General features: G+C 70.0%; 15 protein-coding genes. 5 read left to right on the top strand and 10 right to left on the bottom strand.

What is annotated here, in order from left to right; genetic code table 11:
• Nucleotides 1–55: 55 nt before the first annotated feature.
• The gene (locus ACIQWG_RS05445; protein WP_404090458.1) at nt 56–2,203 is read left to right on the top strand and encodes a bifunctional serine/threonine-protein kinase/ABC transporter substrate-binding protein; all 2,148 of its coding nucleotides are present in this window, start codon (nt 56–58) and stop codon (nt 2,201–2,203) included.
• 40 nt (nt 2,204–2,243) lie between these two features.
• On the opposite strand, the gene ACIQWG_RS05440 is transcribed toward ACIQWG_RS05445, so the two are convergent.
• Nucleotides 2,244–3,080 carry a sterol desaturase family protein gene (locus ACIQWG_RS05440; RefSeq protein ID WP_404090455.1) on the bottom strand — a complete coding sequence of 279 codons (837 nt, stop codon included), beginning with the start codon at nt 3,078–3,080 and terminating at the stop codon, nt 2,244–2,246.
• Nucleotides 3,077–3,805 (bottom strand): FadR/GntR family transcriptional regulator, encoded by a 729-nt coding sequence (locus tag ACIQWG_RS05435; protein ID WP_404090453.1) that lies wholly within the window; start codon nt 3,803–3,805, stop codon nt 3,077–3,079. Before ACIQWG_RS05435 ends, ACIQWG_RS05440 begins: the two co-directional genes overlap by 4 nt.
• Before the next feature lie 233 nt (nt 3,806–4,038).
• Between ACIQWG_RS05435 and ACIQWG_RS05430 the strand changes: the two genes are divergently transcribed.
• The gene (locus ACIQWG_RS05430; RefSeq protein ID WP_404090450.1) at nt 4,039–4,584 is read left to right on the top strand and encodes a hypothetical protein; all 546 of its coding nucleotides are present in this window, start codon (nt 4,039–4,041) and stop codon (nt 4,582–4,584) included.
• On the opposite strand, the gene ACIQWG_RS05425 is transcribed toward ACIQWG_RS05430, so the two are convergent.
• The 3 genes from ACIQWG_RS05425 to ACIQWG_RS05415 all read right to left on the bottom strand — a co-directional run bounded on the left by ACIQWG_RS05425 (nt 4,564) and on the right by ACIQWG_RS05415 (nt 6,980).
• Nucleotides 4,564–5,064, bottom strand: coding sequence for a hypothetical protein (locus ACIQWG_RS05425; RefSeq protein WP_404090447.1), 501 nt, complete (start codon nt 5,062–5,064; stop codon nt 4,564–4,566). The genes ACIQWG_RS05430 and ACIQWG_RS05425 overlap by 21 nt on opposite strands.
• Nucleotides 5,065–5,219: 155 nt before the next feature.
• Entirely contained in the window at nt 5,220–6,425 is a 1,206-nt protein-coding gene (locus ACIQWG_RS05420; RefSeq protein WP_404090445.1) for a glycoside hydrolase family 64 protein, read from the bottom strand.
• 264 nt (nt 6,426–6,689) lie between these two features.
• Nucleotides 6,690–6,980, bottom strand: a complete 291-nt coding sequence (locus ACIQWG_RS05415; RefSeq protein ID WP_404090442.1) for a DUF6355 family natural product biosynthesis protein — start codon at nt 6,978–6,980, stop codon at nt 6,690–6,692.
• A gap of 470 nt (nt 6,981–7,450) precedes the next feature.
• Here ACIQWG_RS05415 and ACIQWG_RS05410 point away from each other — a divergent pair, with 470 nt between their 5' ends.
• Both ACIQWG_RS05410 and ACIQWG_RS05405 read left to right on the top strand, forming a co-directional pair.
• Entirely contained in the window at nt 7,451–8,209 is a 759-nt protein-coding gene (locus tag ACIQWG_RS05410) for an SDR family oxidoreductase (protein ID WP_404090440.1), read from the top strand.
• A 242-nt stretch (nt 8,210–8,451) separates the two neighbouring features.
• Nucleotides 8,452–9,069, top strand: coding sequence for a VOC family protein (locus ACIQWG_RS05405; protein WP_404090437.1), 618 nt, complete (start codon nt 8,452–8,454; stop codon nt 9,067–9,069).
• Nucleotides 9,070–9,275: 206 nt separating this feature from the next.
• On the opposite strand, the gene ykgO is transcribed toward ACIQWG_RS05405, so the two are convergent.
• From ykgO to ACIQWG_RS05390, 3 genes are all read right to left on the bottom strand, one after another.
• Nucleotides 9,276–9,398, bottom strand: a complete 123-nt coding sequence (ykgO, locus tag ACIQWG_RS05400; RefSeq protein WP_404090434.1) for a type B 50S ribosomal protein L36 — start codon at nt 9,396–9,398, stop codon at nt 9,276–9,278.
• A gap of 103 nt (nt 9,399–9,501) precedes the next feature.
• Nucleotides 9,502–9,666 (bottom strand): 50S ribosomal protein L33, encoded by a 165-nt coding sequence (gene rpmG / locus ACIQWG_RS05395; protein ID WP_404090431.1) that lies wholly within the window; start codon nt 9,664–9,666, stop codon nt 9,502–9,504.
• A gap of 123 nt (nt 9,667–9,789) precedes the next feature.
• Complete coding sequence (locus ACIQWG_RS05390; protein WP_404090428.1) at nt 9,790–10,035, bottom strand: DUF5133 domain-containing protein; 246 nt, start codon at nt 10,033–10,035, stop codon at nt 9,790–9,792.
• A gap of 388 nt (nt 10,036–10,423) precedes the next feature.
• Between ACIQWG_RS05390 and ACIQWG_RS05385 the strand changes: the two genes are divergently transcribed.
• Nucleotides 10,424–11,293, top strand: coding sequence for an endonuclease/exonuclease/phosphatase family protein (locus ACIQWG_RS05385; RefSeq protein WP_404090822.1), 870 nt, complete (start codon nt 10,424–10,426; stop codon nt 11,291–11,293).
• 34 nt (nt 11,294–11,327) lie between these two features.
• On the opposite strand, the gene ACIQWG_RS05380 is transcribed toward ACIQWG_RS05385, so the two are convergent.
• Together ACIQWG_RS05380 and ACIQWG_RS05375 are read right to left on the bottom strand one after the other, a co-directional pair.
• On the bottom strand, nt 11,328–12,188 hold the full coding sequence (locus tag ACIQWG_RS05380) for a hypothetical protein (protein ID WP_404090425.1): 861 nt from the start codon (nt 12,186–12,188) through the stop codon (nt 11,328–11,330).
• A gap of 393 nt (nt 12,189–12,581) precedes the next feature.
• Nucleotides 12,582–13,322 (bottom strand): FadR/GntR family transcriptional regulator, encoded by a 741-nt coding sequence (locus ACIQWG_RS05375; RefSeq protein WP_404090423.1) that lies wholly within the window; start codon nt 13,320–13,322, stop codon nt 12,582–12,584.
• Between the last annotated feature and the right edge of the window lie 219 nt (nt 13,323–13,541).

Below are 13,541 nucleotides of genomic sequence, written 5' to 3'. Positions count from 1 at the left end.
GGCGGGTGCCAGGTCGGGGCTCGGTGCGGGTGGGTGACCGAAGGGGGTCCGTGCGATGGAACGGCTGCTGCCTTCCGACCCGTCGATGATCGGCGGCTATCGGTTGGCGGCGCGGCTCGGTGCGGGCGGGATGGGCGTGGTGTACCTGGCGCGCTCCCCGCACGGCACTTGGTGCGCCCTGAAGTCGATCCGCTCCGAGCACGCCGACGATCCCGGGTTCCGGGCCCGCTTCCGGCGCGAGACGGAGCTGGCGGCACGGCTGAGGGGCCGCTGGACGGTGCCGGTCCTCGCCGCCGACGCCGAGGCCCGCTCGCCCTGGCTGGCCACCGCCTATGTGCCGGGCCCCTCCCTCGCCGAGGCCATCGCCCGCAACGGCCCCTGGCCGACCACGCAGTTGCTCTGCCTGGGGGCCGCTCTGGCCGAGGCACTGGAAGGCGTCCACGCGTGCGGTCTCGTCCACCGGGACGTGAAACCCGCCAACATCCTGCTCGCCGCCGACGGGCCGCGCCTGATCGACTTCGGCATCGCCCGCGCGGTCGGAGTGACCGCGCTGACCGCCGACGGCTCGGTCATCGGCTCGCCCGGCTACCTCTCCCCCGAGCAGGCTCGCGGCCGCACGGTGGGTGCGCCGAGCGATGTCTTCTCGCTGGGCTGCGTCCTCGCCCACGCGGCCACCGGCAGCCCCGTGTTCGGGGTCGGCGGCGCGGCGGGTGTCCTGTACCGAACCGTGCACGAGGAACCCGACCTGGACGCGGTGCCCGGGGCGCTCGACGGGATCGTACGGCGGTGTCTGGCGAAGGATCCGGAGCGGCGGCCGGACGTCGGCGAACTCCGGGACGCTTTCAGCCGGTTCGACGAACGGAACTGGCTGCCCGAAGGGCTGCCCGCCCTGGTGGCGGAGCGTGCGGCGCGGGTGCTGGAGCTCCCCGTGCCGCAGAGCACGGTGGCCGACGGCCCCGCGCTGGACGGGTGGGCCAACGCCGTGACGCAGGCCGCCGAACCCACGGCAGGGGCACCGACGTCTCGCCGGCGGGTCCTGGCCGCCGGCGGCGCGGTGCTGGGGGTGAGCGTGGTCGGGGTGGGCAGTTGGTGGCGTTGGGGTCGCTCGAACTCGTCCGGCGCGGCAGGGTCGGGAGCCTTGCCGCGCCGGGTGATCGGTCTCCTCGGCGACCGGTCCGACTCCGCCTTCACCGCCCATGAGCGCGGCGCCCAGGTGGCGGTGAGCGAACACAACGGCACCGCCGGGCGGGCGTTCGATCTCGTACTGCGCACCGCCGACGACGGCGGCACGGCGAAGGGTGCCGCCGCGGCGGCCGCCCGACTGGCCGTCGACCCGGAAGTGTCCCTGCTCATCGGCGCCGGCACCAACGCCACCGCACCGGCGGCGGTGGAGGCCTGCACCCGGGCGCGGGTCACCCAGTTGGTGACGCGGGCGGACACCGATGAACTCGACGCCGTCAACCTCACCACCACCCTGCTGATGCGTCCTACCAGGACCGCTGGACCACCGGCGATCCTGCGCTATCTGAACCGGGTGGTGAAACCGGTACGCACGACGATCGTCCACGATCTCACCGACGCGGCGGAGAGCGTTCAGACGGTCCGTATCGTCACCGTGCACAAGAAGCTCGACGGCGACGCCAGGGTCGAGGAGGTTGCCCCGGACCGCGGCTTCGGGGCCGTGGCCCGGCTGATCGCCGCCCGTGGCGACGACGCGGTCCTGTTCGCGGGCGTCCATCCCGAGCGGGCCGCGTCCTGCGCTCGCGCGCTGCGCGAAGCGGGGTACGGCGGCCCGCGCGTGGCCGACGAACACGTACTCGGCGGCCGTTTTCTGGCCGAGGCCGACGGCTGGATGATCGGCACGGGATACACGGACGCCACCGCCGACCCGCGCACCAAGGCGTTCGACACAGCCCACCGCGCGCGCTTCGGCACCTCCCCCGCGCCCTGGGCCGCCGAGGCCTACGACACCGTCCGCTTCGCCGCTCACGGCCTGACCGCCGCAGGCGACGACGCCCGCTCCGTGCTCCGCTCCGAACTGTTGCGCCGCCCCTGGCAGGGCATCACCCGCAGGGTCGGTTACGACGCGGACTCCGAGTTCTTCGAGGCGCGACAGGACGCGGGCGACTTCCTCTACCGGGTGACGGACCGTGCGATCCGCTTCGTGGCGAGGGCGGACGACATCGCCAAGACGGCACGGTGACCGCGCAGTTGAGGGATTGCGTGCTCGCCGGCTCTCCCGGTCAGTTCCGGCTCACGTCCGGCGCCCATCCCGGGGGCCCGAAGACATAACCCGCCCGGTCGCGCCAGCGGGTGGCCTCTCGTACGTCGTGCCAGGTGGCCGCGTACTCGTGGAAGGCGACGCGCAGCGGGTTGTAGGTGTCGATGTTCTTGGTGAGGCCGTACACGACGCGCTCACCCTCGGCTTGGAACGTGCCGAAGAGCCGGTCCCAGATGATGAGGATGCCGCCGTAGTTGCGGTCCAGGTAGGCGTTGTTGGACCCGTGGTGGACGCGGTGGTGCGAGGGCGTGTTGAAGAAGAACTCGACCGGCCGCCACAGGCGGTCCACCCGCTCGGTGTGCAGGAAGAACTGGTAGATCAGACTGACCGACTGCTGGAGCAGGATCATCCAGGGCGGGATGCCGAGCAGGGCCAGCGGCAGCCAGAACGGCAGGGTCGTCATCGGGGTCCAGCTCTGACGCAGGGCGGTGGAGAGGTTGAACCGCACGCTGGAGTGGTGGACCACGTGGCTCGCCCACAGCACCCGGACGCGGTGGTGGGAGCGGTGGAAGACGTAGTAGGCGAGGTCCTCGGCGAAGAACAGCAGGACCCAGGTCCCCACCGACGTGGGAGACAGCTGCCAGGGCGCCAGGCTGTAGAGGGCGGCGTAGGCGACGATCACCACCGCCTTCCACGGCAGCGCGATGACCTGGCTGCCCGCGCCCATCGACATGCTGGTCACGGTGTCGCGGGTCTCGTAGCCGCGTTCGTCGTCGTCCGGCAGGAAGCGGTACGACAGCGCCTCCACGGCGACGAGCAGGACGAAGGCGGGTATCGCGTAGACGACCGCGGGTATCACGTCGTGCCTCCCTCGGGTTCCCGGGTGTGGTGGGCGGCCGGAAGGCTGCGGGCCAGCAGTGCGCGCGCCGCGGCCTCGGCGCCCTGTTCGTCGCGTGAGGCGATGAGCGCGGCCAGCTTCATGTGCCCGGCGACGTCGAGGAGTTCGGTGGCGCGCAGTTCCGTCGGCACCTCGCCGGCGGTGAAACCGTCTCCGACCAGGCTGTTGAAGGCGAGCAGGTAGGCGATGTTGCCGGAGCCCTCGACGATCAGCCGCCACCAGTCGACGTCCGCCACGGCCAGGTCGGCGAGGTCGGGTCCGCGGTTGATGTACGCGGCCGCGGCACTGACGATCTCGGCCACGCTCTGGTCCGGGCACCGGGCGGCGCACAGCCGGGCCGCGTCCGCGCCGATGGAGGCCCGCATCTCCAGGACGTCGCGCCGAAGATCGTAGGACGTGGACAGTTGCTCGGTATGGGCGAGCTCCAGGGCCAGATCGAGGCCGGCGGTCCGCCGCCAGTCCAGCACCGTGGTGCGTTCGCCGTGGCTGACCTCGACCAGCCTCGCCTGCTGAAGCCGCTTCACCGCCTCACGTACCGCGTGCCGGTTCACTCCGAATTCCGTGGCCAGATCGCGTTCGGCGGTCAGGGCCGTGCCGGCCGCGAGCGCGCCGCTCAGGATGCGGTCGCGAAGCAACGTGAACAGCTGGTCGGAGACCGCCTCGCGCCGGATGCGCTGTTCTGTCATGCACACAGCCTGGCGGTGGCGGGTGGGAGTGGTCAACTGGTTGGACCAGATCGATCGGGCGTCCTTCGTACGGCAGCGGCTCCGGTTCCGGGGTGCCCAAGTGCTACTCGGGTCGGTACACGACATTCGGTCCGGCAGATCCGGGGGCGCACCCGCGGACGAAATCGCGCATATGCCGTGCGACAGTGGAAACCCGGCGGTGAAGCGTTGTGCCCCCGCGGAGGGAGTTCGATATGAGCCAGGTCAGGACGAGTGCGTCGGATCTTCCTCAACCATTGCGGGTCATCGGCTCCACGCTCAGTCGCATACCCGGCGCTGAGCAGGTGGGCAAGGTCGCCGACGGGGCGCTGGACTGGATCGGAGCGGTTTCGCCACGCAGTCGTCGGATCGCGGTCTACACCGGAGCGGGACTGCTCGGTGCGGCCGGGGTGGTGGAATGGCCCGTGGCCATCACCGGCGCGGCCATTGCCTGGGTGACGCAGCCGCACGCCCGACAAGGGGCGAAGGCGGACGCGGGCCAGGTGAACAGCGGCAGGAAGGCCGTGCGTGCCGACACGCAGCCGGACGCCGTACCCGTCTCGGAGCGGTACGGTCCCGGCGACCAGTTGGGCCCCGCCCACTTCCGCCACGACCCTGAAGCGCACCCCGCGCATGAGCAGCCCGCCAAGATCGGTGACCCCGCCACCACCTCGGCCCTCAAGCAGGTCGCGGAAGCCTCGGCACACCACGACGAGCCGGCCCCCTCCCCCGGGCAGCACTCAAGCGGTCGGGGACGCTAGCCGGCGAGTCGCCGCGTTGCGGACGCGGCGGGTTCGTCCGTGTTCCGCGAGCAGGCTGAGAGCCCTGGTCGAGGGCGCAATCCGCGGGGTCGCGAGCTGCGTCGTCACGGCCTTGCGCTGGAACCAGTCGGTGGCTGCGGTGACCTCCTCCGCGGTCCATGGGTCGCCCAGGGAGATCGCTCTGAGGAGGGCCCACTCGCGCAGGCGGAGGGTGAGGAAGTCGCGACCCGCCACGACCTCGGTCAGGGTCCGGGCCGAGCTCGTGAAGCCGGGGTCGGTGAGCAGGTCGGCGGCACGGCGGTCGATGTGGCGGACCACCGCGCTGTTCGCCATCGTCGCATCCTGGTCGCGTAGGACGGCGGCCACGAGGTCGGCCTCGTCCTCCTCGGCGACGGCCTCCAGGGCTTGGAGGTAGTCGGCGAAGCGTCGGTGCTCGGCGGGTTCCTCGTCGAGGTCGGGGTCGGGGTCGGGGTCGATCATGCCGCGATTCTTTCCCGGCGGGGCTGGGCTCGTCATCAGTACTCCGCCGCAGAGGCCACCGGCACGGCCTTGTGTCCTCGGTGCCGGTGGCCAGCAGGCGGAAGAGAAAGGGAGAGGGACGACATCGTCGTCGGCAGATCACCTTCCCCCGCTGCTCAGTTGAACGGGTCGAGGGTGAGGTAGGCCTCACGCGGGTTGCCGTCATGGACCAGCGACTCGTGGTGGCCCACGTCGTCGAAGGCGAACGCGTATGCCTTGCCGTCGGCCATCTGGGCGTGGATCGTGCGAGCGTAGTGATTGGTGACGGCGTCCTTGTAGAAGGCGGCGGCCGTGGAGTCGGGCTGGTTGGGGTTGACCAGCAGGGTGGAACGGTTGAACCCGGCGCACAGTGTGCGCGAAATGGGGCCGCGCACCAGGTCGTTCGGCGCGTCGAGCCTGCGATGACAGCCGAAGACGGAAGACGCGTCGGGCTTCTCGAAGCTGGTGACGACCGCGCCGGCACTGTTGGTGAAGTTCATGACGCCGCCCGAGACCCGGCCGTAGTACTTGGTGTTGGGCTGGTCGGCGAACGGCATGACCGTCAGCGTCGAGGACGCGTACTTCTGCCAGACGCGGTTGATGTAGTCGTCCATGACGGAGGCGGGCAGTGCGCCGGTCTCCAGGCCGTACAGCGGTGACAGGGCGCGCAGTACGGTGCCGTCGGGGCGGGTCTGGATCAGGTTGGCCCAGCCTCCCGATTGCCCCCTGAGGGCATTGAAGAAGCCGTTGTAGCCGCCGGGCTTGAGTCTGCCGGCGCTCGCGGTGCTCCCGTCCGCCCGCTGCACTCCCACGGTGTACGGCGCGGAGAACATGTCGACCTGTGTGCTGTTGATCCACAGGCCCGCGTCGTTCAGTGTGTACTCCGACCAGTTGAACAGGATGTTGCGGTTGGGGTCGCTGGGGTTCTGCACGGCGGGCTGGACCAGGCCGCCGGTGGTGAGCTTGAACACGAGTTTCTGACCGTAGGAGAAGTAGACCCGGCCCGAGAGCTTCGGCATGCGAATGGTGGCGGACCCGCCTGCCGCGGGCCCCGGGATCGCCGCGTCCGGGGCGGGGGTAGGCGGGTTCCCGCCCGCGGGCCATGGGTGGAACGTGCCGTTCGCGTCCGCCCATCCCTGGCGCCCGGACGACAGTTCGGTGCCGAGGTTGTAGATGTAGACCTGCTCGCCCCGCGCCGAGCTGTTGGTGATCTTCAGGGGGATCGTCGCCGGGACGGCGGCGTGGGCCGGCGTCTCCACTCCGGTCGCGAGCAGCGTGCCGGCGAGGACCGCGGCGAGGGACAACCCCGCGGCGGTGGCACGGCGTTTGAGTGTCCGTAACACGCTCTGTCTCCGTTCGTCTGTGGCCGATGCAGAGTTCTGAGAGCGCTCTCAGCGTTGCGCGCTGGTATGGACCTGTCAATTGGCGCGGTGGGGTCACCTGTTGTGACCTGTTGACGCACGAAGGAGGTACGGCTGCGGCACGCGGCGTGATCAGCCGATGCTCACCCGGCTGATCACGCCTCGGCCGAACTTCGGGTCGGCGCCCTTCGCAACTGCGGAGACAGGGGCGACAGGCCGTCCGCCGACTGATCCGCCGGGCGGACCCTAGTCCCCGCCGACGGGGCAACGTCGGCCGTTGTACCAGGCGTTGCGGATGGAGAGCGTGGATCCGAGCTTGGTCGTGCCGGGGCCCACGCACCGGTAGTCATCGGGCCAGTTGGGGATGTCGATCCGGATCTCGACCCACGTCCCGGTGTCCCCGGCGCAGTGGTTGTAGTAGGCGGTGCCGGTCCGTGCGAAGAAGCCGCACGGGTCGGCGGCCGCAGCGGGCGGGGCTGCCGCCAGTCCGGCTAATCCGATCAGTGCCGCGGCAAGGGCAGCGCGCAGGACACGCATTGGTCTCCCCCGTGGTGGTCTCGGGTCAGGGCACGGGCAGGCTAGCCGCTGCCCGGTGCCGCGCCTACCCCGCGTTCCCGGCGGGTCGGGGAAACCATCCGGCCGCCGCGAGGGGGACGGGCGGCGAAGTCGGTGTGCGCGGTGGCGGTGACGCCGCACGTCAGGGAACACGCCCCGTCGGCGCGGATGCCGTGCAGCCGGACGAATGACAGACTGAAGCTCTGGATTCGGGGGTCTGCGCCGGTGAGCACCGGGCATGCCCTGCACGCCCTGGCGGTCCCATGCATCCTGCGTTCCAGCGGCGATCGATCGCAGGCGCTACGCCGGCCGAAACTCGCAGAAGCCTTCGAGTCCCCATCGCGCCCCGCCCACTCATGCGGGCCGAGCACCCGGAACAGGTGAGGCGCGCTACGCCGCGGTGAGCGGATGGACGTACGTACTCAATCCGTGTTCTGAGGAGCGTGACCCCCGTGAATGGGACCGATGCAGACGCCGGTGGAGCGCGCGGAGAGCTGGCCGGGCAGACGGTCGTGGTGGTCGGAGGTACTTCGGGCATCGGGCTGGAGACCGCGCGCCAGGTACGTGCGGCCGACGGAGATGTGGTCCTCGTGGCGCGCGACGCCGAACGACTCAAGAAGGTGGCGGACGAACTCAGCGCCCTGAGCACGGCCGCTTTCGACGCCCATGACACCGACCGCCTGGAACAGTTCCTCGGCGACCTGCCCGGGCAGGTCGACCACGTGATGGTCACGGCCGGCAGCCCCTCGTACACCCCCCTCGCCGAACTCGACCTGGCCAAGGCCGGACCTGACTTCGGCGGGCGTATCGCGATGGTGCTGGCAGTGGCACGCGCCGGCAAGCACAAGGTGAAGCCCGGGGGCACCCTGCTGTTCATCGGCGGCACGGGCGGCCGGCGACCCGCACCCGGGATGGCCGTGACGAGCGCCCTCACGGCGGCGCTGCCGGCACTGACCGCCAGCCTGGCACTGGAGGTCGCCCCGGTACGGGTCAACCTCATCGCGGCCGGGTTCGTGGACACGCCTCTGTCCGCCACCCTTCTGGGTGACCAACTCGAAGCACGCCGCGAGGAGTTGAGGTCGACCCTGCCCATCCGCAGGGTGGTGGGACCGGCGGATGTCGCCGCCCTCGCCCTGCACCTCATGATCAACGGCGCTGTCACGGGGGCCACGTACGACATCGACGGCGGCCAGCAGTTCGTCGCACGATGATGTGAAGGTCTTCCTGTAGCCGCCGGAGGTTCGGGCGTGCGTCCACATGCGCCCTCATCGCCGCCGTGTCTACGCTGGACGGGGCACAGCCAGTCCGCCGGGCGCCGAGGGCGCCTCCGCGTCGGACATGGGGGCGAGACGCGCACGACGCGATCGAGTGCCGTCGGATACGTCCTTCAAGCCCGTCGCCATCGCGGATCTGGTCGTGGCCGATATCCCCTCCGACGTGGGAGGCGCAAGCCATGGACATGAAACTGGAGGTCGTCGTCGTGCCGGTGTCCGACGTCGACCGGGCCAAGGACTTCTACACGGCGCTGGGCTGGAGGCTCGACGCGGACGTCGCTCCCGAGAATGACTTCCGGGTGGTACAGGTGACACCTCCCGGCTCCCCGGCGTCGGTGATCTTCGGTGACTCGGTCACCGATCAGGCCCCGGGCTCAGCTCGTGGCCTGCACCTGGTCGTGGACGACATCGACGCCTCCCGCGACGAGCTGATGCGGCATGGCGCCGAGCCCAGCGATGTGTTCCACGACGCCGACGGCGTCTTCCACCACGCCGACGGCGAAGCCCGCGTGTCCGGTCCTGCTCCGCAGCACGGCAGCTACGGCTCTTTCCTGTCGTTCAACGACCCGGACGGCAACGGCTGGCTCTTGCAGGAGATCACCACCCGGCTGCCGGGGCGGCTGGATCCGGCGACCACCTCGTTCGCGTCGGCCGAGGACCTCGCGGGCGCCCTGCGGCGCGCCGCGGCCGCGCACGGCGAGCACGAGGCGCGCATCGGTGCGGAGGACCCGGACTGGCCGGACTGGTATGCCCGCTACATGGTCAGCGAGCGGGCCGGGACGGAATTGCCCACGTAGGTGGATGGCCGCGGTCGATGGCCGCGGTGGATAGCCGCGGTGAATGGCAGCGGTGAATGGCAGCGTGACTGTCGAAGCCCGTCTGCACGTCGGCCGGTCATGGACGGCGTCGCGATCAAGCTGAGGCCGGCGGTGTGTGCATGGAGCCGGCCCGGCACCCAGCGTGATCGCGGATGTCGGGCCGAAGCCTGCGGAGAGGCGGTCCGTCAGCCCTGGCGGGCCTTGAAGCGCGGCTCCTTCTTGTTGATCACGAAGGTCACACCCCGTCTGCGCACCACCTGCGCGCCGGGCCTGGCCTTGAGTGATCGCAGGGACTTCTTCACCTTCATCGTCGTGGTCTCCTTTCGACGGACCGGTGCCTGTGCGGTGCGTGTGGCTCGCCGACGAGAGCGTTCGTCACGGCCTCCGCCGCCGGGCACCGGGATGCCGACGTCAGCGCTGCTCGCGGAACAGGACGTGAGCGCCGGCGACCGGGTCGTACTTACGCAGGACGAGCCGGTCGGGGTCGTTGAGCCGGTTCTTGCGGGTCACGTACGTGACGCCGGTGCCGGCCGTCGACGTCAGCCTCACTACGGGTCGTGCGGTGCTGCGTGCCATGGGGGACTCCTTTCCGCCGCCACGTGAGCCGATTGGCTCGAACATGTCAGGCGACGGTTTCAACAACAACGCTGGTCGTCGCATTCCCGAGCCTTGTCACGGGGCTACCGCCGCTCGCTCGTGTCATGCGGCCAGCGTCTCGTCGTCCCGCCCGTTGCTCGTGCGATCGGCGCGGTACCGCTGAAGCAGCGCGTCCGCCGTGGCCAGAGCCTCGTCCGCGGTGCGGGCGCCGGTCAGCACGCAGAGTGTGTACGTGGCGTCCTCGAGAGCCCGGCTCGTGCGACCGGTCGGAAGCACGTCGTGCTCGATGCGCGACTCGGCGTACCGGGCCAGCGCGGCGCGCAATTCCTTCTCAGCCGGAAGGATCATGGCAAGTCCCCTCTCAAGAACGCATGCCCGCATGCCGTTCGGCGTCGCAGGCCGAACAGGCCGGATGCAGGGCTTCTCACGCAACTGCCCGGCACCGAACAGCGCCGAGCAGAACCCCAAGTGCCCAGCGTTGAAGGATTTACGCCTGAAACGGCCCCGGAGACCCCCGTACGGAGCAAGGGTCGGCCCGCCCGTCCCTTCACCGGCGTTCTCTCTCCCGTTGAACGGGGCCGACGGAACTGAATGCGGCTGATGAGCCGTCTTGGGCAGCAAGGTCAACAGATGGGACGGCATGGCGGAGACGAAGACTTCTCACGCCCAAGCGTGGCGTACGGCCTGTGGACGGGGGCATGCACTCGCCCTGCTCGCGGTCGTCACGGCCGGACTGATGGCCTTCCCTGGAGCGGTGCCCAACTCCGTGGGGCGACTGGGCAGTCTGCTGGAAGCGTTTCTCGCCTGGCTCGGCTTGTTGGTGCCGACGCTGCTCGTCCTGGCCCTGTTGCGTCGCTCGGCCACCGCGCTGATCGCGCTACTGCTGCCGGTGGGAATCTGGACGCACCTGTTCGGCGGGCTGCTGCTGCCCGGATCAGCCCCTGACCCACGTGACCTGCTGGTGGTGCAGCACAACGTCAGCGACGAGAACCCCGACCCGGCAGGCACGGCACGCGCGCTGGCCGACGCCCGGCCCGATCTGATCGCGCTGGAGGAACTGGTGTCGCCGGCACTGGCGGTGTACGCGAAGACGCTCGCCCCGGACTACCCGTACCACGCCATCCGGGGCACCGTCGGGCTCTGGTCGAAGCATCCGCTGACCGGCGCCCGGTCGATCGACATCAAACCCCGGCAGATCACCGAGCCCTGGAGCCGCGGCCTGCGGACCGTGGTCCACACCCCGCACGGCGCGGTCGCCGCCTACGTGGCACACCTGCCGTCGGTCCGTATCCGGGCGAGCGGCCTCGCCTCCTCCGCGCGCGACGAGAGCGCCCGCCTGCTGGGTGAGGCCATCGCCGGCGAGGAGCTGAGGACGGTCCTGCTGCTCGGCGATCTCAACGGCACCGTGGACGACCGTGGGCTGGCTCCGCTGACCTCACGTATGAACCCAGCGGTGCGGGGCTTCGCCTTCAGCTTCCCCGTCGCCCTGCCCCTGGCACGCATCGACCAGGTCATGGCCCGCTCAGCGACCGTTGCCCACATCCGCACTCTGTCCGCCACGGGAAGCGACCACCTGCCTGTCATCGCTCGGGTCACGCCGACTTGAACGAGAGAGCGCGAGGACAACAGACAGGATCAGGTCAGCCCTGGTTCTGACCGCCCCGCAGCACCTGGTCGGTCATGTCGGCCACCTGATCGGCGGGCGGGGCCTCGGCGTCGACCTCCGTTCCGAAGTCGGAGAACTCCATCAGCGTGCTGACCTTGACCTGTTGGGGTGAGGCGCTGGCCTCGGGCTGTGCGGAGGCCGGGGCCTTGATCGTCATGTCGACCTGCTGGCGCCGGATCCGGCCCTCGTCGTCCAGCCAGATCTGCATGGGCAACGTCGGGCCCACTTGTTGGCGGAGTCGAGCGCCGCCGGGGAGCCGGGCGACGTCGACCGAGACCTTGTAGCGGTCGGTGTTGACCCCGTCGATCTTCTCCGTGCCGACCTTGGAGACGTCGTCGTCCGTGATCGCCTTCGCGTAGGCGGCGGACTGGGCCGGGTCGCCGACCTGCTGCGGGTTCGCGCCCTGCCGTTCCGCGACCTTCTTCAGGTCGATCTTCATCCAGGACTTGCCGTCGGACGACTTCTGGCCGGGGGCCTTCTGGTAGAGGACCTGGTCCACGACGCGCTGCTCGATGGTCTTGCCCTCGGCGGTGAGGGTCATGGTGCTGTCGCCGTCGGCGAGGTCGATGGCTCCCTCGCCGTCGGATGTGACGGACTGGCCGCCCGCCGCGGCCTTGACCTCGACCGTCATTTTCGCCGTCTCGGCCTCGGCGGTCTTGTCGTAGGCGCCGCGTACCGCTGCTGTGCTCTGTTCCTCGGCACCGGCGCTCCCGCTTTCCGAGGCCGCGGGCTTTTCCGCCTTCGAACCGCCGTCGTCACCGCAAGCCGTCAGAACGACACTCCCCACGACTAGGGCCGTTCCGATCGCGGACGCCTTCAGCATTCTGCTCCGCATGAATTCCCCTTGTCCTCACGTTGCCCGACCGCCTCTGACATGCCGTCGGCTTGCAGCGTGAGTGCCCCTGAGCGGGCGCAATACGCCCACGGATATGAGGGATTGGCCGGTATCCGGGGCTTTCGGATCGCCCTCAGGACAATCTCGTGGGTGCAAGGTGTTGAAAGCTGGGAACTCCGATACTCCAAGGTGTTGTCGGAGAAAAGCGGAACTTAGTGATCCGGAATGCCCGATTGGCCAATTGAGCTGAGACCGCCACATAGTCGAGGCAGGCGTCGCGGTCACAGGAGCATCAGGATGACGCGGCCGGCCCCGCACGGTTCGGGCACTGATGCCCGGCCCGTAGGCCAATTCCATCAGGTCGGCCAGGTCGAACGCACGGTTCCGATGACCTCAGCCCCGCTCGTCCACCCCTGACACCCGCTCCCCCGCATCAGCCCCACCCCCGCCCTCCTCCACGGGCGGCATGAACGCCCGCAACCACCTCTCCGTCTGCGCGACATGCGCCTGCGCCGCGCCCGCCGCGGCGACGGGGTCGTGGTCGGCGATGGCGGTGGCCAGGACGCGGTGGTCGTCGTCGCTCTTTCGGCGCAGGTCGGGGCCTTCGGGCAGGGTGAAGACCTGGTACTTCCGGGAGCGGGCGCGGAAGACCGCCAGCAGGGAGGCCAGGGTGGGGTTGCCGCCCACGCGGGCGATCTCGGCGTGGAAGCGGTGGTCGAGTTCGGAGGCCTTGGTGGGGTCGCTGGTGGCCTCCATGTCCTCGATGAGGGAGAAGAGCGTGCGCACGGACTCCGGTGTACAGCGGGCCGCCGCCTGGGCGGCGACGTGCGCCTCGAGGACGCGTCGGATCTCGTAGACCTCCAACAGGCCTGACAGCGGGAGGAGTTCGAGCGTCAGGGAGAGGCTGCCGATCACGTCCTCGGGTCTCAGTTGCGAGACGTACGTACCGGAGCCGTGGCGCGGCTCGATGACGCCGAGGGCGGCGAGCATCCGTACGGCCTCGCGCAGCGACCCCCGTGAGACGCCCAACTCCTCACAGAGTTCACCCTCGGAGGGGATGCGCTCGCCCGGACCGAGGCGCCCCGTCGCGATCATGTGCCGTAGGCCGTGGAACGCCCTCTCGACTGCGGACATCCGTTCCCTCTTCCTCCGCTGACGGGCCCGCGACCGTGCCGCGGTCCCCTCGGAGCACTCTAGCGAGCCTCAGATGTGGCGGATGTGTGTCGCCCCAAAGTCATCTGATGACTTTCACTGTACGACCCTTGTTTCCGCCCTGGAAGCCGTGCAGGATGCCGAGTCATCATATGAGTCCCGGGAGGGCGACTGCTCTTCCAGGGGACCCGTCCTGCTCAG

Origin of the sequence: Streptomyces sp. NPDC098781 (genome assembly GCF_044759995.1) — a bacterium.
In the GTDB taxonomy this organism is placed as follows: domain Bacteria; phylum Actinomycetota; class Actinomycetes; order Streptomycetales; family Streptomycetaceae; genus Streptomyces.
This window is presented reverse-complemented; position numbering and strand designations above follow the sequence as displayed.